17 protein-coding genes are annotated in these 20,303 nt (G+C 64.2%); 8 read left to right on the top strand and 9 right to left on the bottom strand.

Annotation, left to right across the window (positions count from 1 at the left end; translation table 11 throughout):
- Positions 1–61: 61 nt before the first annotated feature.
- Entirely contained in the window at positions 62–1,351 is a 1,290-nt protein-coding gene (gene gltA / locus ASD44_RS06140) for a citrate synthase (RefSeq protein ID WP_056109855.1), read from the bottom strand.
- 183 nt (positions 1,352–1,534) lie between these two features.
- Positions 1,535–2,956, bottom strand: a complete 1,422-nt coding sequence (gltX, locus tag ASD44_RS06135; protein ID WP_056109853.1) for a glutamate--tRNA ligase — start codon at positions 2,954–2,956, stop codon at positions 1,535–1,537.
- A gap of 91 nt (positions 2,957–3,047) precedes the next feature.
- On the opposite strand from gltX, the gene ASD44_RS06130 reads away from it, so the two are divergent.
- Entirely contained in the window at positions 3,048–5,627 is a 2,580-nt protein-coding gene (locus tag ASD44_RS06130; RefSeq protein WP_056109851.1) for a ComEC/Rec2 family competence protein, read from the top strand.
- 75 nt (positions 5,628–5,702) lie between these two features.
- Here ASD44_RS06130 and lexA read toward each other — a convergent pair whose 3' ends face one another.
- From lexA to ASD44_RS06100, 6 genes are all read right to left on the bottom strand, one after another.
- Positions 5,703–6,425 (bottom strand): transcriptional repressor LexA, encoded by a 723-nt coding sequence (gene lexA, locus ASD44_RS06125; protein WP_056109849.1) that lies wholly within the window; start codon positions 6,423–6,425, stop codon positions 5,703–5,705.
- Between the two features lie 141 nt (positions 6,426–6,566).
- Complete coding sequence (gene glp, locus ASD44_RS06120; protein WP_056109847.1) at positions 6,567–7,772, bottom strand: gephyrin-like molybdotransferase Glp; 1,206 nt, start codon at positions 7,770–7,772, stop codon at positions 6,567–6,569.
- Positions 7,772–8,269, bottom strand: a complete 498-nt coding sequence (moaC, locus tag ASD44_RS06115; protein ID WP_056109845.1) for a cyclic pyranopterin monophosphate synthase MoaC — start codon at positions 8,267–8,269, stop codon at positions 7,772–7,774. The genes glp and moaC overlap by 1 nt, the downstream gene beginning before the upstream one ends.
- 1 nt (position 8,270) lies before the next feature.
- The gene (gene trpC, locus ASD44_RS06110; RefSeq protein WP_056109843.1) at positions 8,271–9,083 is read right to left on the bottom strand and encodes an indole-3-glycerol phosphate synthase TrpC; all 813 of its coding nucleotides are present in this window, start codon (positions 9,081–9,083) and stop codon (positions 8,271–8,273) included.
- 4 nt (positions 9,084–9,087) lie between these two features.
- Positions 9,088–10,098 (bottom strand): anthranilate phosphoribosyltransferase, encoded by a 1,011-nt coding sequence (gene trpD / locus ASD44_RS06105; RefSeq protein WP_056109841.1) that lies wholly within the window; start codon positions 10,096–10,098, stop codon positions 9,088–9,090.
- Entirely contained in the window at positions 10,095–11,987 is a 1,893-nt protein-coding gene (locus tag ASD44_RS06100) for a SurA N-terminal domain-containing protein (protein WP_056109838.1), read from the bottom strand. The genes trpD and ASD44_RS06100 overlap by 4 nt, the downstream gene beginning before the upstream one ends.
- A 121-nt stretch (positions 11,988–12,108) precedes the next feature.
- On the opposite strand from ASD44_RS06100, the gene tpiA reads away from it, so the two are divergent.
- From tpiA to ASD44_RS06060, 7 genes are all read left to right on the top strand, one after another.
- Complete coding sequence (tpiA, locus tag ASD44_RS06095; protein ID WP_056115527.1) at positions 12,109–12,873, top strand: triose-phosphate isomerase; 765 nt, start codon at positions 12,109–12,111, stop codon at positions 12,871–12,873.
- Between the two features lie 154 nt (positions 12,874–13,027).
- Positions 13,028–13,510 carry a preprotein translocase subunit SecG gene (secG, locus tag ASD44_RS06090; RefSeq protein WP_056109836.1) on the top strand — a complete coding sequence of 161 codons (483 nt, stop codon included), beginning with the start codon at positions 13,028–13,030 and terminating at the stop codon, positions 13,508–13,510.
- A 325-nt stretch (positions 13,511–13,835) separates the two neighbouring features.
- Positions 13,836–14,972, top strand: coding sequence for a L,D-transpeptidase (locus ASD44_RS06085; protein WP_056109834.1), 1,137 nt, complete (start codon positions 13,836–13,838; stop codon positions 14,970–14,972).
- Positions 14,973–15,104: 132 nt separating this feature from the next.
- Entirely contained in the window at positions 15,105–16,742 is a 1,638-nt protein-coding gene (locus tag ASD44_RS06080) for a CTP synthase (RefSeq protein WP_156459791.1), read from the top strand.
- Between the two features lie 41 nt (positions 16,743–16,783).
- Positions 16,784–16,984 (top strand): hypothetical protein, encoded by a 201-nt coding sequence (locus ASD44_RS06075; RefSeq protein ID WP_056109829.1) that lies wholly within the window; start codon positions 16,784–16,786, stop codon positions 16,982–16,984.
- Between the two features lie 255 nt (positions 16,985–17,239).
- On the top strand, positions 17,240–17,779 hold the full coding sequence (locus tag ASD44_RS06065) for a DUF1697 domain-containing protein (protein ID WP_056115524.1): 540 nt from the start codon (positions 17,240–17,242) through the stop codon (positions 17,777–17,779).
- Between the two features lie 101 nt (positions 17,780–17,880).
- Positions 17,881–18,780 carry a helix-turn-helix domain-containing GNAT family N-acetyltransferase gene (locus ASD44_RS06060; RefSeq protein WP_056109825.1) on the top strand — a complete coding sequence of 300 codons (900 nt, stop codon included), beginning with the start codon at positions 17,881–17,883 and terminating at the stop codon, positions 18,778–18,780.
- Positions 18,781–18,814: 34 nt separating this feature from the next.
- On the opposite strand, the gene ASD44_RS06055 is transcribed toward ASD44_RS06060, so the two are convergent.
- Positions 18,815–20,299: an NCS1 family nucleobase:cation symporter-1 gene (locus tag ASD44_RS06055; RefSeq protein ID WP_056109823.1), complete on the bottom strand. Its 1,485-nt coding sequence runs from the start codon at positions 20,297–20,299 to the stop codon at positions 18,815–18,817.
- Positions 20,300–20,303 lie beyond the last annotated feature (4 nt).

Genomic DNA, 20,303 nt, shown 5'->3' with positions numbered 1-20,303 from the left:
CCGACTGCCGACTGCCGACTGCCGACTGCCGACTGCCGACTGCCGACTGCCGACTGCCGTTTTACCGCTTGGCAATCGGCACGTAGTCCCGCTCCGGCGCGCCGGTGTAGAGCTGGCGCGGACGGCCGATCTTCTGGTGCGGGTCCTCGATCATTTCCTTCCACTGCGCGATCCAGCCGACGGTGCGGGCGACGGCGAACAGCACGGTGAACATGGTGGTGGGAAAGCCCAGCGCCTTCAGGGTGATGCCCGAATAGAAGTCGACGTTCGGGTAGAGCTTCTTCTCGATGAAGTACTCGTCGGTCAGCGCGATCTTTTCCAGCTCCATGGCGATGTCGAGCAGCGGATCGTCCTTGATGCCGAGCTCGCCGAGAACCTCATGCGCGGTCTTCTGCATGATCTTGGCGCGCGGATCGTAGTTCTTGTAGACGCGGTGGCCGAAACCCATGAGGCGGAACGGGTCGTTCTTGTCCTTGGCGCGGCCGATGAATTCCGGGATGTGGTCGACATGGCCGATCTCGGACAACATGTTGAGCGCCGCCTCGTTGGCGCCGCCATGCGCCGGCCCCCACAGGCAGGCAATGCCGGCGGCGATGCAGGCGAACGGGTTGGCGCCGGAAGAGCCGGCCAGGCGAACCGTCGAGGTCGAGGCATTCTGCTCATGGTCGGCGTGCAGGATGAAGATGCGCTCCATGGCGCGCGCCAGCACCGGGTTCACCTTGTATTCCTCGCACGGCACGGCGAAGCACATGTGCAGGAAGTTGGCGGCGAAGCCGAGGTCGTTCTTCGGGTAAATGAAGGGCTGGCCGATATGGTACTTGTAGGCCATGGCGGCGATGGTCGGCATCTTTGCGATCAGGCGCATGGAAGCGACCATGCGCTGGTACGGATCGGAGATGTCGGTGGAGTCGTGATAGAACGCCGACAGCGCCCCGACGACGCCACACATGACGGCCATCGGATGCGCGTCGCGGCGGAACCCGGTGAAGAAGCGCGACATCTGCTCATGCACCATGGTGTGGCGCGTCACGCGGTAATCGAAATCGTCCTTCTGGGCCTTGGTCGGCAGCTCGCCGTAAAGAAGCAGGTAGCAGACTTCGAGGAAGTCGCCATGCTCGGCCAACTGGTCGATCGGATAGCCGCGGTGCAGCAAAACGCCAGCATCGCCGTCGATGAAGGTGATTTCCGATTCACAGGCGGCGGTCGAGGTGAAGCCTGGATCGTAGGTGAAAGCGCCCGTCGTCGAGTAGAGTGCGCCGATGTCGATGACGTCCGGGCCGATGGAGCCGCTTCGGACCTTGAACTGGTGGGACTTGCCGCCCAGGTCCAGTGTTGCAGTCTTTTCGGTCATCGCAAACTCCTTTTGTTTCCTCTTGCCCTTCAGGCAAAATTATCTTGCAACGCAAAGCGTTGGAAAAATTTTTGAATGCGCGAGAACACTACCCCGCCCGAGGGTGCATGCCTGATTGGTCCAACGCTAATGTTGCACCGCAATACGCGCCTTTCAATGCCAATTTCTTGTGCCAGGTCCCCTCTAATCGATTTGATCGCCGATGCGCGCCAGACTTTCGTCGCGACCCAGCACGGCCAGAACGTCGAACACGCCGGGAGACGTGCTGCGGCCCGTCAGAGCGGCGCGCAAGGGCTGCGCAAGCTTGCCGAGCTTGAGGCCGTTTGCCTCGGAATAAGACCGTACGACGGCCTCGGTCGATGCCGCGTTCCAGTCGGTCACGGCCTCGAATCCCGGCAGCAATGCCGCAAGCACGGCTTTGGCATCGGCGTCGAGAATCGCGTGCGCCTTCTCGTCCAGCGCCAGCGGCCGGTCGGCGACGAGGAAATAGGCGCTGTCGGCCAGCTCCACCAGTGTCCTGGCGCGCTCCTTCAGCCCGGGCATGGCCTGTAGCAGCCGGTCCTTGGCCTTCTCGTCGAGCTTCGCGGCCAGCGCCTCGCCATTCGGCAGATGCGGCAGCGTCTCGATGAAGATATTCGTCAGCGCCGCGTCGTCCATGGCGCGCATGTGGACGCCATTCAGCGCTTCGAGCTTGGCGAAGTCGAAGCGCGCGGCGCCCTTGTTGACGTCGACGATGTCGAACCACGAGACCATGTCGGCCACGGACATGATTTCGTCGTCGCCATGGCTCCAGCCAAGCCGCGCCAGATAGTTCAGCAGCGCCTCGGGCAGATAGCCCATGGCGCGATAGGCCTCGACGCCGAGCGCGCCATGGCGCTTGGACAGCTTCGCTCCGTCGGCGCCGTGAATGAGCGGAATGTGCGCCATCCTCGGCACGGTCCAGCCCATGGCGTCGTAGATCACCGTCTGGCGCGCTGCGTTGGTCAGGTGGTCGTCGCCGCGGATGATGTCGGTAACGCCCATGTCATGATCGTCGACCACCACGGCATGCATGTAGGTCGGGTTGCCGTCGGAGCGCAGGATGATGAAATCGTCGAGGTCCTTGTTGGGAAAGCGCACGTCGCCCTGCACCCTGTCGCGCACCAGAGTTTCGCCCTCGGACGGAGCCTTGATGCGGATCGCGCCGCGCACGCCGGCAGGCGCTTCCGACGGGTCGCGGTCGCGCCAGCGGCCGTCGTAGCGGGGCGGGCGCCCGTCGGCGCGGGCCTTCTCGCGCATCGCCTCCAGTTCCGCCGGCGTGGCGTAGCAATAATAGGCCTTGCCGTTGCGAACCAGTTCCTCGGCCACCTCACGGTGGCGAGCGGCGCGCTCGAACTGCGAGACCGGCTCGCCCTCCCAGGTCAGGCCAAGCCAGGACAGTCCATCAAGGATGGCGGCGGTGGCCGCATCGGTGGAGCGTTCGCGGTCGGTATCCTCGATGCGCAGCAGCATCGTGCCGCCCGTATGCCTGGCATAGAGCCAGTTGAACAGCGCTGTACGCGCGCCGCCGATATGGAGATAGCCGGTGGGCGAGGGGGCAAAGCGGGTAACGACCGTTTCGGACATAGAACTCTTCAGAACCTTCGGGCATTGGCGGACTTTTCCGCGCCGGGCGTTCATGTAGCATAGGGGGGCAGGGGCGCAAGGGGCAGACCCGATGGCGGGGCAGGGCCGGGGCGGCAAAGACAGCGGGAAAGCTGACCGCGACGTCAGCGAACGGTCGCTGTTCGCGCCGACGCCGGCGCCGGATTCTCATGCCGGCTTGCGGGTAGATACCGCGGCTATGCGAAGCTCGCCGGTCACAGCCGATGACGGCGCGGCAGCGTCGCCGTTGCGGGAGCCGGCGCACGGACCTGCCCCTCAAGGTGAAATCCTTCCCGCGGAATATCTGCCCGGAAAGATCCAGCTTTCCCGGCCCGGTCCGGCCAGATGGCGGCTGGCGCAAAGTCTTGGCCGGATTTCCGTCCATGACCTTGTCCGCGGCCTTGCCATGGCCTCCGGTACGGAACTCGACCGAGGCGTCGGCTTCCTGCTCGTTCCTGTCTTCCTGGCCACTGGCGCCCTGTTCTATTTCGCGCTGGCATCCGAACCCGGTTTCCTGCAGCCGGTCATGTGCGTCGTGGCTTTGGCCTGCCTGATGCTCGCCTGCCGCTCGCGGCCGAAAATGCATCTTTTGTTCGCTGTGGGGTTCTTTTGCGCGCTCGGCGTTCTGGCGGCGAAGGTCGAGACCTGGCGGGGCGGCGGCGAGACGCTCGGGTCGGACATTTCCACGCGCCTGACCGGTCGGGTGGTTTCAATCGACGAACTGGCCAGCGGCCGGGTGCGGCTGACGCTGGACGTGATTTCGACCGCGCGGCCGAAGCTGCGTTACCAGCCGGAGCGCGTGCGGCTGTCGGCCCGCGCCATCCCGGCCGGAACAATGGCGGGATCGCAGGTCAGCGGTTTCGTGCGACTTTTGCCGCCGACCGGGCCGGTGCGGCCGGGCGGCTACGACTTCTCCTTCGAAAGCTATTTCGAGGGCCTGGGCGGCAGCGGCTTTTTCCTCAGCAATCCCAAGCTGGAGCCAATCAAGGAGGTGCCGCTCAAGGCGCGGCTGGCGACGGCGGTGCAGAATATCCGCGACGCCATCGCAGGCCGCATCCGCGCCACCATTGGCGGACCGGAAGGCGAAATCGCCGCCGCCCTCATGGTCGGCGTGCGCGCCGGCATTCCCGAGCCGATCAACGAGGCGATGCGGCGCACCGGCATCTACCACATCATCTCGATTTCCGGGCTGCACATGGCGCTGGTCGCCGGCACGGTGATGGTGATGCTGCGCGCCGCCTTCGCGCTGTTTCCCGGCTTTTCTTCGCGACGCCCGGTGAAGAAATATGCCGCCGCGGCGGCGCTGTTTTCGATCGCGGCGTATCTTTCCATTTCGGGCGTCGTCGTCGCCGCCGAGCGCAGCTTCATCATGCTGGCGGTGATGCTGACGGCGGTGCTGTTCGATCGCGCGGCGCTGACCATGCGCAACCTCGCCATCTCGGCGGTCATCGTCATCCTGGTGTCGCCGCACGAGGTGGTCGGCCCCAGCTTCCAGATGTCGTTCGCCGCGACCGCGGCGCTGGTTGGCGCCTATGCGTGGTGGTCGGACTACCGCGCGACCAAAAGCTCAAGCGGCCCGCCGGCGGAGCGCTCACTCCTCGCCGATCTCACGGGCCGGTTCTTCAGCGCCGGGGTCGGCATCGCCGCGACCACGATCATCGCCGGCAGCGCCACCGCCTTGTTCGCCATGTGGCACTTCCAGCGCGTGTCGCCGCTCAGCCTGTTCGCCAACCTCGCCGTGATGCCCATCGTCTCGCTGGCGGTGATGCCCTTCGCGGTGCTCTCCGCCATCGCCATGCCGTTCGGCGCCGACGGGCCATTTCTCTACGTGATGGGAAAGGGGCTGACGGCGATGATCGCCATCTCCGATTGGATTTCCGTGCGGTCGCCAGTCGATGCGGTGGGGCTGGTGTCCATCCAGTCCGTCCTGCTCGTCACCGTCGCGCTGGTGATCGCGACCGTGGCGACGACCCGGCTGCGCCTGGCGGCCATTCCGTTCGCGCTTGGCGGCATACTCGCCATGCCGAGCGTGCGAACGCCGGACGTCCTGGTCTCGGAGGATGCGCATCTGATCGCCATGCCGATCGGCGGCGGCGAACTCGCGGTCAATCGGCCGAAGCCGAACCAGTTCACCATCGACAACTGGCGTCGCGCGCTTGATGCGGAAACTGTGATCGGGCCCGAAACCCTCAAAGGCGAAGAAACAAGGCTGGCCACAACCGGCGCGCTCGACCTCCCGCCCGGCACGCCATTTCTCTGCACTCCGGACAGTTGCGTGGCGCGGCACGTCTCGGGGGCAATCGTGGCGCGGGTGAAGGACGAACGGTCGGCCCGCAATGCCTGTGGATTTGCGGCCTTGATCGTCATCGACGACGCAACGGCTTCCGATCCCTGCCATGATCCGCTGGTTGCGGTCATCACCAGACAGGAGCTTGCGCAATCGGGCAGCGCCGCCGTGTATTTCGCTTCGCAGTCAGCCGCCGCGCCAGCGGAAATCCAGTTCGCCATCGTTGGCGACTACCGGCCCTGGCACGTGCAGCGACAGTTCTCGCGCGAGGCGAGGGGGCTGCCGCCGTTCGAGCGCCGGTCACGCCAGGACGCGAGCCGTCAAAGACGAAACGCGGAAGACGAGCAAAATTCGGAAGATGAATGACGCAACCATGCGCGGCAAACTCCAAGCCGCGTGTCGTATTCGATACGCCAAGCCAAGCCAAGGCCCTGATCCGGATCAGTAGCGCCTGATCAGCCCGACCAGCCGACCCTGCACCTTGACCCGGTCGGGGCCGAAGATGCGGGTTTCATAGGCGGGGTTCGCCGCTTCCAGCGCGATGGATGCGCCCTTGCGGCGGAAGCGCTTGAGGGTCGCCTCCTCGTCGTCCACCAGGGCGACGATGATCTCACCGGGGCTGGCGGTGTTGGCGTTGCGGATGATGACCGTGTCGCCGTCGAAAATGCCGGCCTCGATCATCGAATCGCCCTTGACCTCGAGCGCGTAGTGCTCGCCGCCCGAAATCATGTCCGGCGGCACGGAAATCGAATGGGTCTTGTGCTGGATGGCGTCGATCGGCACGCCGGCGGCGATGCGGCCCATGACGGGAATGGAAATGGCGGCGGCGGCATCGTCGTCGTTGCCGGCGGCCTGCAGACGGGTCGGCTCCTTCGGCTGCGGCCTGCCGAGGCCACCCTGGATAATTCCGGGCGAGAATTTCCGCGCGGCGTTGAGACCTGGCGCGATCGAATCCGGCAGGCGAAGCACTTCCAGGGCGCGGGCGCGGTTCGGCAGCCGGCGGATGAAGCCTCGCTCTTCCAGCGCCGTGATGAGCCTGTGGATGCCTGACTTCGAAGCCAGATCCAGCGCCTCCTTCATCTCGTCGAAGGAAGGGGGAATGCCGCTTTCCTTCAGCCTTTCATGGATGAAAAGAAGCAGTTCATGTTGCTTGCGCGTCAGCATTGCGGCCCCCCAAGGGTGTCGAACAGAATCGAAAAAACAAACCCAGAACAAACACTATCTGTTCCAGTTGTGTTCCGCAACCGTTTAAAGTTTAATGAATGTGTTGACGTTTTGTTCAGCAAGCCCGCCGCCACGCGGACGTCAGCGCAGCATCAACACCTTGCAAGGGTCCCCGGCCGCGGCGGCGGGGGCGAAAGGCTCGCGCACGATCAGGCCGTTGGCGTCGGCCATCATGCGCAGCATGGACGAATCCTGCACGCTGAAAGGCGTCGCCGTTAGGCTGCTTGCTCCATCGTGGACGACGGCGCGCACATAGTCCTGGCGCTGGTCGTTTTCGGCCATCGGGGCGGCAAGCTGTGCCTCGCGGATGTCTTGCACGAATTGCCGCCCGCCAAGGCGGGCCAGCAGCGGCTTGAGGAACAGCTGCGTACAAACGAGGCTCGCCACCGGGTTGCCAGGCAAGCCGACGCAGCGGATTGGCCCCATGCGCCCGAACATCAGCGGTTTTCCGGGACGCATGGCAATCTTCCAGAAATCGAGCGTCATGCCTTCGCCGGTGAGCACGTCGTGGACGAGATCGTGATCGCCGACGGACGCGCCGCCGAGCGTGACGATGACGTTTGCGCCAGCCGCCACCGCCTTGCGCACCAAGGCTGCGATGGCGTCCTTGCTGTCCTTGGCGATGCCGAGATCAAGGGCTTGCGCGCCAACCGAGCGGGCCGCGGCGGCGACGCCATAGGCATTGGACGAGATGATCTGGTCTGGCCCGAGTTCAGCGCCCGGCAGCATCAATTCGTCGCCGGTGGCGATGATGGCGACGAGCGGCTGGCCGATGACGGGGACTCGCGGATAGTTTGCCGAAGCCGCCAGCGAAAGGGCCGCGGGATCGAGATGCCGGCCTCTTTCAAGGACGACGTCGCCGTCGGCAAAATCGAGGCCGGCCTTGCGGACATTGCGGCCAGGGCTGGTGGGCTCCAGCACCTCGACGTTGCCGTTGCCGGTGGCGCGGACGTTTTCCTGGATGACGACCGTGTCGGCGCCCGCCGGCAGCGGCGCGCCGGTGAAGACACGCACTGTCTGGCCGCGCTCCACAGTACCGGTAAATCCTTGGCCAGCGGGCGCGGCGCCGATCACGGTGAGCCGGGCGGGCGCGGTCGACACATCGGCCGCCTTGACCGCGTAGCCGTCCATGGCGGAAGCGTGGAAGGGCGGCTGGGTACGCCGGGCGACCAGAGGCTGTGCAAGGACACGCTCGAAAGCCTCGTGCAGCGCGACGTTCTCGGCGGGCAAGGGCTCAACGCCGTCCAGCAGGCGCTGCAGTGCTTCGGCGACGGGAACAAGCGCCATCACGCCGCCTCGTAATCGCCTGATTTTCCGCCGCTTTTCAGCTTCAGCCGAATGCCGGATATGACCATGGCCCGGTCAACGGCCTTGGCCATGTCGTAGATGGTCAGGCAGGCGACGGAGGCTGCCGTCAGCGCTTCCATTTCCACGCCCGTCTTGCCGGTTACGCGGGCTTGCGCCGTCACGCGCAAGCCCGGCAAGCTTTCGTCGGGCTCGATCTCCACCGACACCTTGGTCAGCAGAAGCGGGTGGCAGAGCGGGATCAGCTCATGCGTCTTCTTGGCGGCCATGATGCCGGCGATGCGCGCGGTGCCCAGCACGTCGCCCTTCCTGGCATTGCCGTCGAGGATCATGCGCAGCGTTTCCGGCTGCATGGAGACGAACCCTTCGGCCACCGCGAAGCGAACAGTCTCGGCCTTGCCGCCGACATCGACCATGTTGGCTTCGCCGGTGGCGCCGATATGGGTGAGGCCTGGGACGGGCAGGGAATCGCCGGCCATCTCAGGCCTGCGCCGCGGCGATGTCGAGGCTGAGCAGCGCGCGCGTCGCTTGCGTCACGTCGGGCTGCCGCATCAGGCTTTCGCCGACCAGGAAGGTATCGATCCCGCTTTTCTGCAGCCTGCGGCAATCTTCATTGGTGAAGATGCCGCTTTCGGACACCAGCAGGCGATCGTTCGGGATCATCGAGGCGAGCCGTTCCGAGGTCTGCAACGTCGTCTCGAAGGTGCGCAGGTCGCGATTGTTGATGCCGATCAGCCTTGATTTCAGCCGAAGCGCCCGCTCGGTCTCGGCTTCGTCATGCACTTCGATGAGAACGTCCATGCCGAGCGAAAACGCCGTATCCTCAAGTTCGGCCGCCATCGCGTCATCGACGCTGGCCATGATGATGAGGACGGCGTCGGCGCCCCAGGCCCGCGCCTCATGGACCTGATAGGGGTCGAAGAGAAAATCCTTGCGCAGCGCCGGCAGGGACACGGCGTTGCGGGCCCCGGTCAGGAACTCCGGCGCGCCCTGGAAGGAGGGCCGGTCGGTCAACACGGACAGGCACGCCGCGCCGCCCTTCGCATAGGCCGCGGCGAGAGAAGGCGGATCGAAATCGGCGCGGATGAGGCCCTTGGAAGGGCTCGCCTTCTTGATCTCGGCGATCAAACCTATCTTGCCGGCTGCGCGCTTGGTCTCCAGAGCGGCGATGAAGCCGCGGGGCGCGCTGGCATCGGCGGCGCGCGCCTTGATTTCCGCCAGCGGGACGCGGGCCTTGGCGTCCGCGATCTCGTCGCGCTTGTAGGCTTCGATCTTTTTCAGGATATCGGCCATCGCGTTACCTGTTGGAAACAGCGATAAGCTTGTCGAGGACGGCAACCGCCCGGCCGTTGTCGATCGCCTCGGCGGCCATGGCGATGCCTTCTGCGAGCTTGGCGGTCTTGCCGGCGACCACGAGACCGGCGCCGGCATTCATCAGAACCGTATCGCGGAACGCGCCGGGCGCTCCTTCGAGCATGGTGCGCAGCGCATTGGCATTGAAAGCCGCGTCGCCGCCATTGAGCTCTTCCTGGGTGTGGCGGGCGATGCCGAAAGCCTCCGGAGTCAGCGTGAAGGTGCGGATCGTCCCGTCGGACAGTTCCGCCACCTGCGTTTCACCGGTCGTGGTGATCTCGTCATAACCGTCGCCATGCGCCACCCAGGCGTATTGGGTGCCAAGCGCCTTGAGTGTCTCGGCGACCGGAATGGTCCATTCGGGCGAGAAGACGCCGACCATCTGGCGGTCGACGCAGGCGGGATTGGAAAGCGGACCGATAAGGTTGAAGATGGTACGGATGCCCAGTTCGACGCGCGTCGGCCCGACATGTTTCATCGCCGGATGATGCGACGGCGAGAACATGAAGCCGACACCGGCCTCGTGGATGCAGCGGCTGATCGCCTCCGGTTGCAGTTCGATGTTGACGCCGAGCGCGGCCAGGACATCGGCGGCTCCGGTCAACGAAGACAGCGCCCGATTGCCGTGCTTGGCGACCGGAACGCCGCATGCGGCGATGACGAATGCGGAAGCGGTGGAGATATTCACGCTATGCAGTCCGTCGCCGCCGGTTCCGACGATGTCGATCGCGCCGGCGGGTGCATCGACCCGCAGCATCTTGGCGCGCATGGTGGCGACCGCGGCGGAAATCTCATGCACGCTTTCGCCGCGCACGCGCAGCGCCATCAGGAAAGCCCCGATCTGGCCGGGCGTGGCGTCGCCGGACATGATGACCTCAAACGCCTCGCGCGCCTCGTCGAAGGACAGGACGTCGCCAACCGCAACCTTGGCGATATGCGGCTTCAGTGCGCTCATTGGGCGAGCGCCTGGGTCATCGCGGTCTGGTCGATCTGCACGCTGTACTGCGTCTGCAACTGCGCGACCAACTGATCGAGCAGATCGTCCGACAGGCCGGAGGCGAAGGATTTCTGTGCTTCCGCCGGTACGGTGCTGGCGTCCGCGCCGGCCGGCTCGAAGACTTCCGCCACCTTGAACAGGATCTTGGCCTCGCCCGTCGGGGCCGCCACGACGCCGGTGCCGCCTTCGCCGACGCCGAACATGGCGGCGGTGCCGTCCTTGCCGAAGTCGGCGTCGTCGGCCTCGCGTTTCAATCCGCGCTTGGTCTGCTTTTCGAGCTTGAGCTCGCCGGCGATGGCGTCGAGGGCCGTGCCGTCCTTGGCCCGCTTTTCGAGTTCTTCCGCCTTGGCGGTAAGCCGCTTGGACGTTTCCGCCGCGGTCCAGTCGGCGACGACCTTCTGGCGCACTTCATCCAGCGTCCGGTCGCGGGCAGGGGTGATGCCGCTGACCTCATAGAAGACATAGCCATTGTCGGCGGTCGTCAGGCCTTCATTCTCGATGCCGGTTTCGGCGTCGAAGACGGAACGAATGAGCGAGGCCGATTCGGGCAGGGTCTCGATGACCGCGCCATCCGGCTTGCGCGCGGAGCGGTCGATGGCATCGATGGTGACCACCTTGAGCTTCAGCTTGTCGGCGGCTTCCTGCATGGAAGCGCCGCCGGCGCGGGCGTCTTCATAAGAATCGTGCACATCGAGCAGGATGCGGCTGGCTTCGGCAAGCGCAAGATCCTTCTTGATCTGCTGGGACACCTCCGCAACCGGCTTGACCACCTCCGGCTTGATGTCGGTAACGCGCAGGAGCACCGGGCCAAAGGAGCCCTGGACGACCGGGCTGACCTCGTTGACGTTCAGCGCGAAGGCGGCGTCCGCGACGGCCTTGTCGGCGATCTTGTCCTTCGGCAGCGTGCCGAGCAGGGTATCGGCCTGGGTTTTGCCTTCCGCAGTTACAAGCTTGTCGAAGGTCGCGCCGCTTTTCAGCGAATCGAACGCCGCCTTGGCGTCGTCGGCCGACTTGAACACAAGCTGTTCGATGGTGCGCGTTTCCGGTGTCGTGTAGCGCGCCTTGTTCTTCTCATAGTCCTCGGCCACCTGCTGGTCGCTGACCGCGCTCAGATCCATGATGTCTTCCGGCTCGAGCCGGACGTAGGAGAACTTGCGGTATTCAGGCGCCGCGTAGGTCTTCTTGTTCTGGTCGAAATACGTCGAAAGCGCGCTGTCGGAGGGCGCTTCGATGGGTTCCACCAGCGACTTGGGCAGGACCAGATACTCCACGGTGCGGTCTTCGCCGCGATAGAGCGCGACCGCCTTCATGAAGGTATCCGGCATTTTCATGCCGTCTGAAACGGCTTCGACGATCTGCTGGCGCACGGCGACCTGGGAGCGGTTCTTGAGGTAGTCTTCCGGACGCATGCCGATCTGGCGCAGGAGATATTCGAACGTCTGGCGATCGAACCTGCCGTCGGGACCGTGGAAGGCGGGATCATCGAAGGTGAGCTGCGCCAGCCGGTCCTTGGAAAGGCCCAGACCCAGCTTGCGCGCCTGCTCGTCGAGCACCGCTCCGGATACAAGCTGCGTCAGCACCTGGCCATCGATGCCGAGCGTATTGGCCTGCTCGCGCGTCAGCCTCTGGCCGAACTGCTGCGACATGAGCGAGAGCTGTCGATCGTAGGCGAGCCGGTATTCGTTAACGGATACCGACGTTCCTCCGGCAACAACGACTGAATGGTGTCCGGCAACCGTGCCCAGGAGGCGGCCGGAAATGCCCCAGACAGCGAAGCTGATCACCAACAGGAAGAGCAGCCCCTTGGCGACCCAGGTTCCCGCCACGTTTCTCAAACTACCAAGCATATTGTGTTCCGAATTTGCCCGAAGGAGCGCAATAGCGTCCTTCCGGGCCAGTGTCGATTGCTTTGTGGCCTGATTTTGGTAGTGAAAGTGTCCATTGCAGGTCACCGGAGAGCATATCGCCATGACGCCAGGAATTCGCCCGCTTGTCGCCGGCAATTGGAAAATGAACGGCACCAGCGCTTCGCTCAACGAACTGCTGATGATCGGCAATGGCTTCATGAGCGGGCTGGACGCGGCGACCGAGGCGCTGGTCTGCGTGCCGGCGACCCTGCTCACCCGTGCGGCGGAAATTCTTTCGCGCACACCGGTTCATACCGGCGGACAGAATTGCGACGCCGAGGAAAGCGGGCCGCATACCGGCGATATTTCTGCAGAAATGCTGAAGGATGCCGGCGCAAGCCACGTCATTGTCGGCCATTCGGAGCGCCGGACCGATCACGGCGAGACCGACGCGATGGTGCAGGCCAAGGCCGTGGCCGCATGGAGGGCCGGGCTGGTGGCGGTCATCTGCATCGGCGAGACGCGAGCCGAACGGGAAGTCGGCGCCACGCTCGATATCCTGTCGCGCCAGATCGCCGGCTCGGTTCCGGCCAGCGCAACGCAGGCGTCGACGATCATCGCCTATGAGCCTGTCTGGGCGATCGGCACGGGGCTGGTTCCCACCGTCGCCGACGTGGCGGAGGCGCACGCGCATGTGCGCGCCGAGCTTGCCAGCAAGCTTGGAGCCGCAACCGCCGGGAAAATCCGCATTCTCTACGGAGGCTCGGTCAAGCCATCCAATGCGCGCGAACTGCTGACGATCGACAATGTCGATGGCGCCCTGGTCGGAGGCGCCAGCCTCAAGGCCGCCGATTTCCTCGGCATCGCCGACGCCTACCGATCCTGACAGGGCCCGCTCCTTCAGCCAAAAAACATTGCATAAGGGCGGTCAATTCCCATATTCCGGGCGCGGGCTTGGAAATGCCGTCAAAGCATTGTAAGAGCCGGCTCCAATTCAGCGGTCGCGTTCGCGCGGGCCGAACGCTTTGCCGGGATATGCAATGGAAACCATACTGATCGTCGTCCATCTTATGGTGGTGCTGGCCCTCGTTGGCGTCGTGCTGCTGCAGCGCTCCGAAGGCGGCGGTCTGGGTATCGGCGGCGGCTCCGGCTTCATGACCGCCCGTGGGGCGGCCAATGCGCTGACGCGCGCGACGGCGATCCTGGCGGCCGCGTTCTTCGCGACGTCGCTGATCCTGTCCATTCTGGCGCGCTATGGCGATAAGCCGATCGACATTCTCGACCGGGCGCCGGCGACGCAGCAGAACGGTGGCGGCAACGGCGTGCTCGACCAGCTTCCGGGCACGGCGACGCCTGCCGCTCCGTCCGGCAACACCGCGCCGACGCCGCCCTCGGGCAACGATGCTCCTGCGGCGCAGCAGCCGGGAGCGGCTGCTCCGGTCACGCCTCCGGCGTCCGGCGTTACCCCGCCCGCCTCGTCTCCCGCGGCGCAGCCCGCGCAGCCGCAGGTTCCCAACCAGTAGCCGGTTCCGTTCAGAGCTTTTTGCCGCGCGGCGAAATCGCCTCGCAGGGTACAAAGGCGGCAAACAGCTCGATGAAGCGTGATCCTTTCCGAGAATTGCTGCGTGCTTTTCGGAATGGGCCTCAGCGAATTATGCCACCGGCTGTTGTTGTTTGGTCACAGTTGCGGCAAATGCCGCACGATCACGAAGATTCGATCTGTTCCTGACCTATGGGCCGCTTGAGGCCCGTTGCCTCAATCGATTATAGCTTTTTTGCGGCCACCCGGTGCTCTGTGAGTGCCGTGCGATGCCGTGGGCAACAAGCATATCTGATCGGATCTTCGCCATGCAGCTTCGCAGCTTCATTTTCGCCGGCCTCTGCGCCGCGCTCGTTTCCGGTGCGCCGGCTTACGCAGCCATGCCGACTTCTGCCCCCGAGGCAGTGGTCAAAACAGACGTCGTCACCGTTGCCGCAAAGAAAAGCGACGCGGCCGAACTCAAGCTTCTCAAGCGGAAAAAGAAGCCGACCGACACCGATCTGGCGCGTATTTCCGAACTTGAGGCCAAGATTCAGGCCGACAGGCTGGTTGCCAGGGAAAAGGCGATCGAAGCCAAGAAGCTCGCCATGCGTGAAGCAGCCAAGGCGCGCGCCCAGGCTGAACGCGAGGCATTCCTCGCCAAAAAACTGGAGCGCAGCGGAGCCAAGGGCAAGACCGAGCAGGTCGCCGAGACCAAGGCCGCGCCCAGGCAGTCGATCAAGCTTTTCGATCCGATCAAGCCGGCCAAGGTCGAGCAGGAACGCGAAGAGGTGCTGCCAGCGGAAGCGATGAATGTGGCGCTGACCGGCAACAATGGCGAATTGCGCAGCGAATCGCGTGATGCAGCCCGTCCGACAGGCGGCCTTTTCGCCGGTCTGTTTGGGGGCGGTGCGTCGGCCTCGTCGATTTCGCTGCTGCCAGAAACCCGTGCGCTCGATGCGGCGTTGCAAAAGAGGCAGGCGAAGCGGCCCTTCAAGGTCAAGCCGGAATTCGAGCCGCAGGAAGTCAGCTTCAGCGGCTACGCTCCTGGCACAATCGTCATCAATACCAGTGAACGCCGGCTCTATCTTGTCGATTCGTCCTCGACGGCCCGTCGCTACGCCATTGCCGTTGGCAAGGAAGGCCTGCAGTTCAAGGGCAGCGTCGCTGTCGGCGACAAGCAGGAATGGCCGCGCTGGATCCCGACCAAGGAGATGCAGGAACGCGAGCCGAAGCATTATGGCCAGTACAAGGATGGAATGCCCGGCGGTGGCCAGAACCCGCTCGGCGCCCGCGCCATCTACCTCTATGACGGCAAGAAGGACACGCACCTGCGCATCCACGGCACCATTGCGCCGCAGACCATCGGCACCAGCGCATCCAATGGCTGCTTCCGCATGATCAACGAGCACGTCATGGACCTGTACCGCCGTGTGCCCGTGGGAGCCAAGGTCGTCATTCTCTGACGATCGGAACATTTTCTTCGGAGGGCCGGCGATCCGCCGGCCCTTTCGTTTTGGCCGGTCAAGCATCGCGTTATGGAAAAACCGTTCGCAGTGGTTTTTCTTCTGGCGGAATCGGTCCGGCAGCGTTAAGCGATGACTCCCATGGCCCGATATGTATTCATCACCGGCGGCGTGGTTTCCTCCCTTGGCAAAGGCATAGCCGCGGCGGCTCTCGGAGCACTGCTGCAGGCGCGAGGTTACCGCGTGCGCATCCGCAAGCTCGACCCCTATCTCAATGTCGATCCGGGCACGATGTCACCCTATCAGCATGGGGAGGTGTTCGTGACCGACGATGGGGCCGAGACCGATCTCGACCTCGGCCACTACGAGCGTTTCACCGGCCGCTCCGCCAACCAGCAGGACAACATCACCACCGGCCGCATCTACAAGAACATCATCGAGCGTGAGCGGCGCGGCGACTATCTCGGCGCCACCGTGCAGGTCATCCCGCACGTCACCGACGAGATCAAGAATTTCGTCCTCGAAGGCAATGACGAGTACGATTTCGTCATCTGCGAGATCGGCGGCACGGTCGGCGACATCGAGGCGATGCCGTTCCTGGAAGCGATCCGCCAGCTCGGCAACGACCTGCCGCGCAACAATGCGGTCTATGTCCACCTGACACTGATGCCGTGGATTCCGGCCGCCGGCGAGTTGAAGACCAAGCCGACTCAGCATTCGGTCAAGGAGCTCCGCTCCATCGGCATCGCGCCCGACATTCTGCTGGTGCGCGCCGACCGCTCGATCCCCAAGGAAGAGCGGCGCAAGCTGTCGCTGTTCTGCAACGTGCGCGAGAGCGCCGTCATCCAAGCGCTCGACGTAGGCCACATCTACGACGTGCCGATCGCCTATCACAAGGAAGGGCTGGATTCCGAGGTTCTGGCGGCATTCGGCATCGAGCCTGCGCCGAAGCCCCGCATGGAGCCGTGGCAGGGTGTGTCCGAGCGCATTCACAATCCCGAGGGCGAAGTCACCATCGCCATCGTCGGCAAATACACCGGCCTGAAGGACGCCTACAAGTCGCTGATCGAGGCGCTGTCGCATGGCGGCATGGCCAACCGGGTCCGGGTCAAGCTCGACTGGATCGAGAGCGAGATTTTCGAAAAGGAGGACCCGGCGCCCTGGCTGGAGAAGGTTCACGGCATCCTGGTGCCCGGCGGCTTCGGCGAGCGCGGCTCGGAAGGCAAGATCCTGGCGGCCAAGTTCGCGCGCGAGCGCAAGGTGCCGTATTTCGGAATCTGCTTCGGCATGCAGATGGCCTGCATCGAGGCTGCACGGTCGCTGGCTGGTATCGAGTCCGCATCGTCTACCGAGTTTGGCGCCACCGGCGAGCCGGTCGTCGGGCTGATGACCGAATGGCTGAAGGGCAACATGCTTGAGAAGCGCCGCGAAACGGGTGACCTCGGCGGCACCATGCGTCTCGGCGCTTACGATGCGCGGCTGTCGTCCGGATCGAAGATCGCCGACATCTATGGCGACACCGAGATTTCCGAGCGCCACCGCCACCGCTACGAAGTCAATATCGACTACAAGGAGCGGCTGGAGGATTGCGGCCTCGTGTTCGCCGGCATGTCGCCCGACGGCGTATTGCCGGAGACGGTCGAATATCCCGACCATCCCTGGTTCATCGGCGTGCAGTACCACCCCGAACTGAAGAGCCGGCCGCTGGAGCCGCATCCGCTGTTCGCTTCATTCATCAACGCGGCGGTGGAGCAGTCTAGGTTGGTGTGAGGCCGTCGACGTCGGTTGGGCCAATGTGGTAGAATGGCCTCATGGGTAAGATCGAACAGATAGCCAAATCCGTCGAGGCGCTGGAAGGCAAGGAATTCGAAGCATTCGTCGAATGGTTCGAAAATCTCCGGGCAGAGCGTTGGGATCGCCAGATCGAGGCGGATGCCAAGGCCGGCAAGTTGGACAAACGCGCTGAAGAAGCGCTCGCCGAATTGGCGGCCGGACGGACCAGGCCTCTTTGAAGCATCATGCCGCATCCGCATTCTGGGATGCCTACGCAATTTTGCCTAGAGCTGTACAGCGGCAGGCCGACGTCAATTTCCGACGGCTCAAATCAGATCCATTCCATCCCTCACTGCATTTCAAACAGGTTGGCAGATATTGGTCGGTTCGTATCGGCCGTACCTACAGGGCGGTAGCAGTCAGGAAGGATGACGATCTCGTCTGGTTCTGGATCGGCACTCACGCCGAATACGACAAGCTGATCGGGTGAGTTGGTGCCAACTTACGTCGCGCTCCTCTACAGCATCGTGCTGACGCCGCAGCGGCGCGTGGTGATGGCCGATCTCAAGGACATGGCCGTATCGCTCGGCCTGCGGAATCCCCGCACGCTGGCCGCCACCGGCAATCTGGTTTTCGAAGCCGAGAACACCCCTGTCGCGAAACTCGAAGCGAGCCTCGAAATCGCTTTTAAGAAAACCTTCGGTCGCCATGTCGACATCGTCGTGCGCCCGGCCGACGCCTGGAAGAAACTCGCGCAAGGCAATCCGTTTCCGGCGGAATCGCTCGCAACGCCTGCCCAAGTCGCGGTGCGCGTGATGCGTAAACCGGTCCCGGACGAGGTGGAGAACCAGTTGAAGGCCGCGGTCGCGCCGGACGAGAAACTGCGGATCGTCGGCGGCGACATCTGGCTGTTCTTTTCCCGGGCCACGCCCAATTCACGCCTGCTCACCGCCTCCAACCACAAGCGGTTCGGCGTCGGCACCTCGCGCAACTGGAACACGGTGCGCAAGCTGGCGGAAATGGTGACAGGCTGAGGCGGCGATTGTATTTCGGCTCGCTTCCGAGATGAGGGAAGCCTAGCGCTCATTAGCCTTCGAGCCTTGCAATGGCGAAATACCTGACTTAAGTCAGGTAAATGGACCAGAACGACATACGTGAAATCCGCCAGTTCAATCGCGCCGTGACCCAGCGCATCGGCGTGCTGCAGGACAGCTATCTGAGCCGGGGCAGGCCGCTTGGTGAGGCGCGGCTGATCTTCGAGATCGGCGAGCAGGGCAGATACGTGAGTGAGCTGCGCGCCACGCTTGGCCTGGACTCGGCCTATATGAGCCGGCTGTTGCGCTCGCTCGAACAGCAGAAGCTGGTAACCGTCGAAAAATCGATGCGCGATGCACGGGCAAGACGCGCGGTTCTTACGGCAGCGGGCCGCAAGGAGTTCCGCGCCTATGACAGGCTTTCCGACGATCTGGCCGCCTCGTTTCTGATGCCGCTGGACGCAGCGCGCCGAAGTCGGCTGGTCGCGGCGATGAACGAGGTACGGCGGCTGCTGGATGCCGCGCGCATCACGATAGAAGCCGGGCCATCCTCTTCAAATGACGCCGGCTGGTGCCTGGAGCAGTATTTCGCCGAACTGGCGGTGCGCTTTGACGATGGTTTCGATCCGCAGGCCGGCAAGTCGGTCTCCGCCGCCGAAATGACGCCGCCGGCCGGCCTGTTCCTGCTGGCGCGGCTGGATGGCCGACCGGTTGGCTGCGCGGCGCTGCTGCGGCTGGACGACGAAACGGCGGAAATCAAGCGCATGTGGATCGCGCCCGAGGCGCGGGGGCTCGGCCTGGCGCGGCGGATGCTCGACCAGCTCGAATCGGTGGCACTGCAGTGGGGCTTCCGGCGCGTGCGGCTGGACACCAACCGCGCACTGACGGAGGCGCAGGCGCTCTACCGGCGGCACGGCTATATCGAGATCGACCGCTACAACGACAATCCCTACGCTCATTGCTGGTTCGAGAAGGCGCTGTCAGCCCGGACAGGAAAATGAAAAGGGCCGCGCTGGTGCGCGGCCCTCGTTACCATCAGGCCCGTGCCGTTCTGGCGCCCGAGCCGAGCGCGGCCGAACGCAGCACGTAATAAACCGCGCCGGCGATCGCCACGCCGAAGAACCAGCCGTAGACGCCCCACCAGGCCGGCAGCCAGTCGGTGAAGTTGGGCAGGATCGACGAGAACACCGCGCCGATCGCGGCGGCGATGAAGGCGTTGACGTGCCAGCCGTTCTGGAAGCGATATTCGCCGTCTTCCATGTAGAGGCCGACCACATCCAATTCGCCCTTCCGGATCAGGTAATAGTCCACCATCATGATGCCGAAGATCGGCCCCATCGTCGCGCCGATGACGTTGACGAAGGAGGCGGCGCTGCCTTCCCACGGTGCGAACGGGTAAAGCAGCAGCGCGATCACCGCCGCGATGTAGCCCCCCTTCTTGAAGTCCACCTTGCGCGGGAAGACGTTCGAGAAGTCGAAGGCCGGCGAGACGAAATTCGCCACCACGTTGATGCCAAGCGTCGCCACCGCGAAAGTGAGGGCGGCGAGCGCGGCCAGGAACCAGCTATCGAACTTGGCCGAGATCTGGTCGGGATGCAGCAGCACTTCGCCATAGACGTCGAAGGCGGCGATTGTGGTGACGCCGGCGACCAGCGAGAACAGGATGAGGTTCACCGGCAGGCCCCAGAGATTGCCCTTGCGCAACGCCGCCTTGTCCGGCGCATAGCGGGCGAAATCGCAGAAGTTCAGGTAGAGCGCCGAGAAATAGGTCACCCAGATCGCCGCGACCGCCGCCAGCGCGCCGAACGAACCCGGCGTGCCGGGAACGCCGGCATCCTTGGTCTTGTCCAGCAGCACGTCCATCGGAATGTCGCTGACGAAGCTGAACGATCCCGCCTTGACGCACAGGTAGATGGCGAGGATCAGCATCATTACCCACACGGCGGGGCCGGCCCAATCCTGGAAGCGACGAACCGTTTCCATGCCCTTCTGGATGATGAGCAGTTGCAGGCCCCACATCACCAGGAAGCAGATGACGTCGAGCGTCGAGTGGCCGAGCATATGGTTGTTGGCGTGGAAGTCGGCGAAGGCCGGCCAGCGGACAAGCAGCGCGACGATGGCCCCGGAGGCGGCGGCCGTCTGCGCGCCGTACCAGAAACAGGCGACGATGGCGCGCACCAGCGCCGGCACGTTGGCGCCCCAGATGCCGAACGAGGCGCGGGCGAGCACGGGGTAGGGCACGCCCGTCTTGACGCCGGCATAGCCGATCAGATTCATCAGCACGAAGATGATCAGCGAGCCGATGCCGATGGCGATGATGAAATTCAGGAAGCCGCCACAGAACAGGAAAAGGCTGGCTGCTAGATAGTAGCCCCACAGGCTGTGAACGTCCGAAGTCCAGACGTTGAAGATCGAGAATGGTCCCCAGTTGCGGACCGCCGCCGGCGCCAGATCCTCATTGTAGAGGTCGGGCGATGCGCCCGGTATCGACCCGGTCCCTGCTATCGTATCGGTTGTCATGTTT

This window comes from Mesorhizobium sp. Root554 (assembly GCF_001427025.1).
Lineage (GTDB): Bacteria > Pseudomonadota > Alphaproteobacteria > Rhizobiales > Rhizobiaceae > Mesorhizobium.
The sequence above is the reverse complement of the archived record's forward strand: the minus strand, read 5'-3'. Positions and strand labels throughout refer to the sequence as shown.

Bases quoted from the DNA above. Each gene is read 5' to 3' on its own strand.
- gltA (WP_056109855.1), bottom strand. From the start codon at position 1,351: ATGACCGAAAAGACTGCAACACTGGACCTGGGCGGCAAGTCCCACCAG.
- gltX (WP_056109853.1), bottom strand. From the start codon at position 2,956: ATGTCCGAAACGGTCGTTACCCGCTTTGCCCCCTCGCCCACCGGCTAT.
- ASD44_RS06130 (WP_056109851.1), top strand. From the start codon at position 3,048: ATGGCGGGGCAGGGCCGGGGCGGCAAAGACAGCGGGAAAGCTGACCGC.
- lexA (WP_056109849.1), bottom strand. From the start codon at position 6,425: ATGCTGACGCGCAAGCAACATGAACTGCTTCTTTTCATCCATGAAAGG.
- glp (WP_056109847.1), bottom strand. From the start codon at position 7,772: ATGGCGCTTGTTCCCGTCGCCGAAGCACTGCAGCGCCTGCTGGACGGC.
- moaC (WP_056109845.1), bottom strand. From the start codon at position 8,269: ATGGCCGGCGATTCCCTGCCCGTCCCAGGCCTCACCCATATCGGCGCC.
- trpC (WP_056109843.1), bottom strand. From the start codon at position 9,083: ATGGCCGATATCCTGAAAAAGATCGAAGCCTACAAGCGCGACGAGATC.
- trpD (WP_056109841.1), bottom strand. From the start codon at position 10,098: ATGAGCGCACTGAAGCCGCATATCGCCAAGGTTGCGGTTGGCGACGTC.
- ASD44_RS06100 (WP_056109838.1), bottom strand. From the start codon at position 11,987: ATGCTTGGTAGTTTGAGAAACGTGGCGGGAACCTGGGTCGCCAAGGGG.
- tpiA (WP_056115527.1), top strand. From the start codon at position 12,109: ATGACGCCAGGAATTCGCCCGCTTGTCGCCGGCAATTGGAAAATGAAC.
- secG (WP_056109836.1), top strand. From the start codon at position 13,028: ATGGAAACCATACTGATCGTCGTCCATCTTATGGTGGTGCTGGCCCTC.
- ASD44_RS06085 (WP_056109834.1), top strand. From the start codon at position 13,836: ATGCAGCTTCGCAGCTTCATTTTCGCCGGCCTCTGCGCCGCGCTCGTT.
- ASD44_RS06080 (WP_156459791.1), top strand. From the start codon at position 15,105: ATGACTCCCATGGCCCGATATGTATTCATCACCGGCGGCGTGGTTTCC.
- ASD44_RS06075 (WP_056109829.1), top strand. From the start codon at position 16,784: ATGGGTAAGATCGAACAGATAGCCAAATCCGTCGAGGCGCTGGAAGGC.
- ASD44_RS06060 (WP_056109825.1), top strand. From the start codon at position 17,881: ATGGACCAGAACGACATACGTGAAATCCGCCAGTTCAATCGCGCCGTG.
- ASD44_RS06055 (WP_056109823.1), bottom strand. From the start codon at position 20,299: ATGACAACCGATACGATAGCAGGGACCGGGTCGATACCGGGCGCATCG.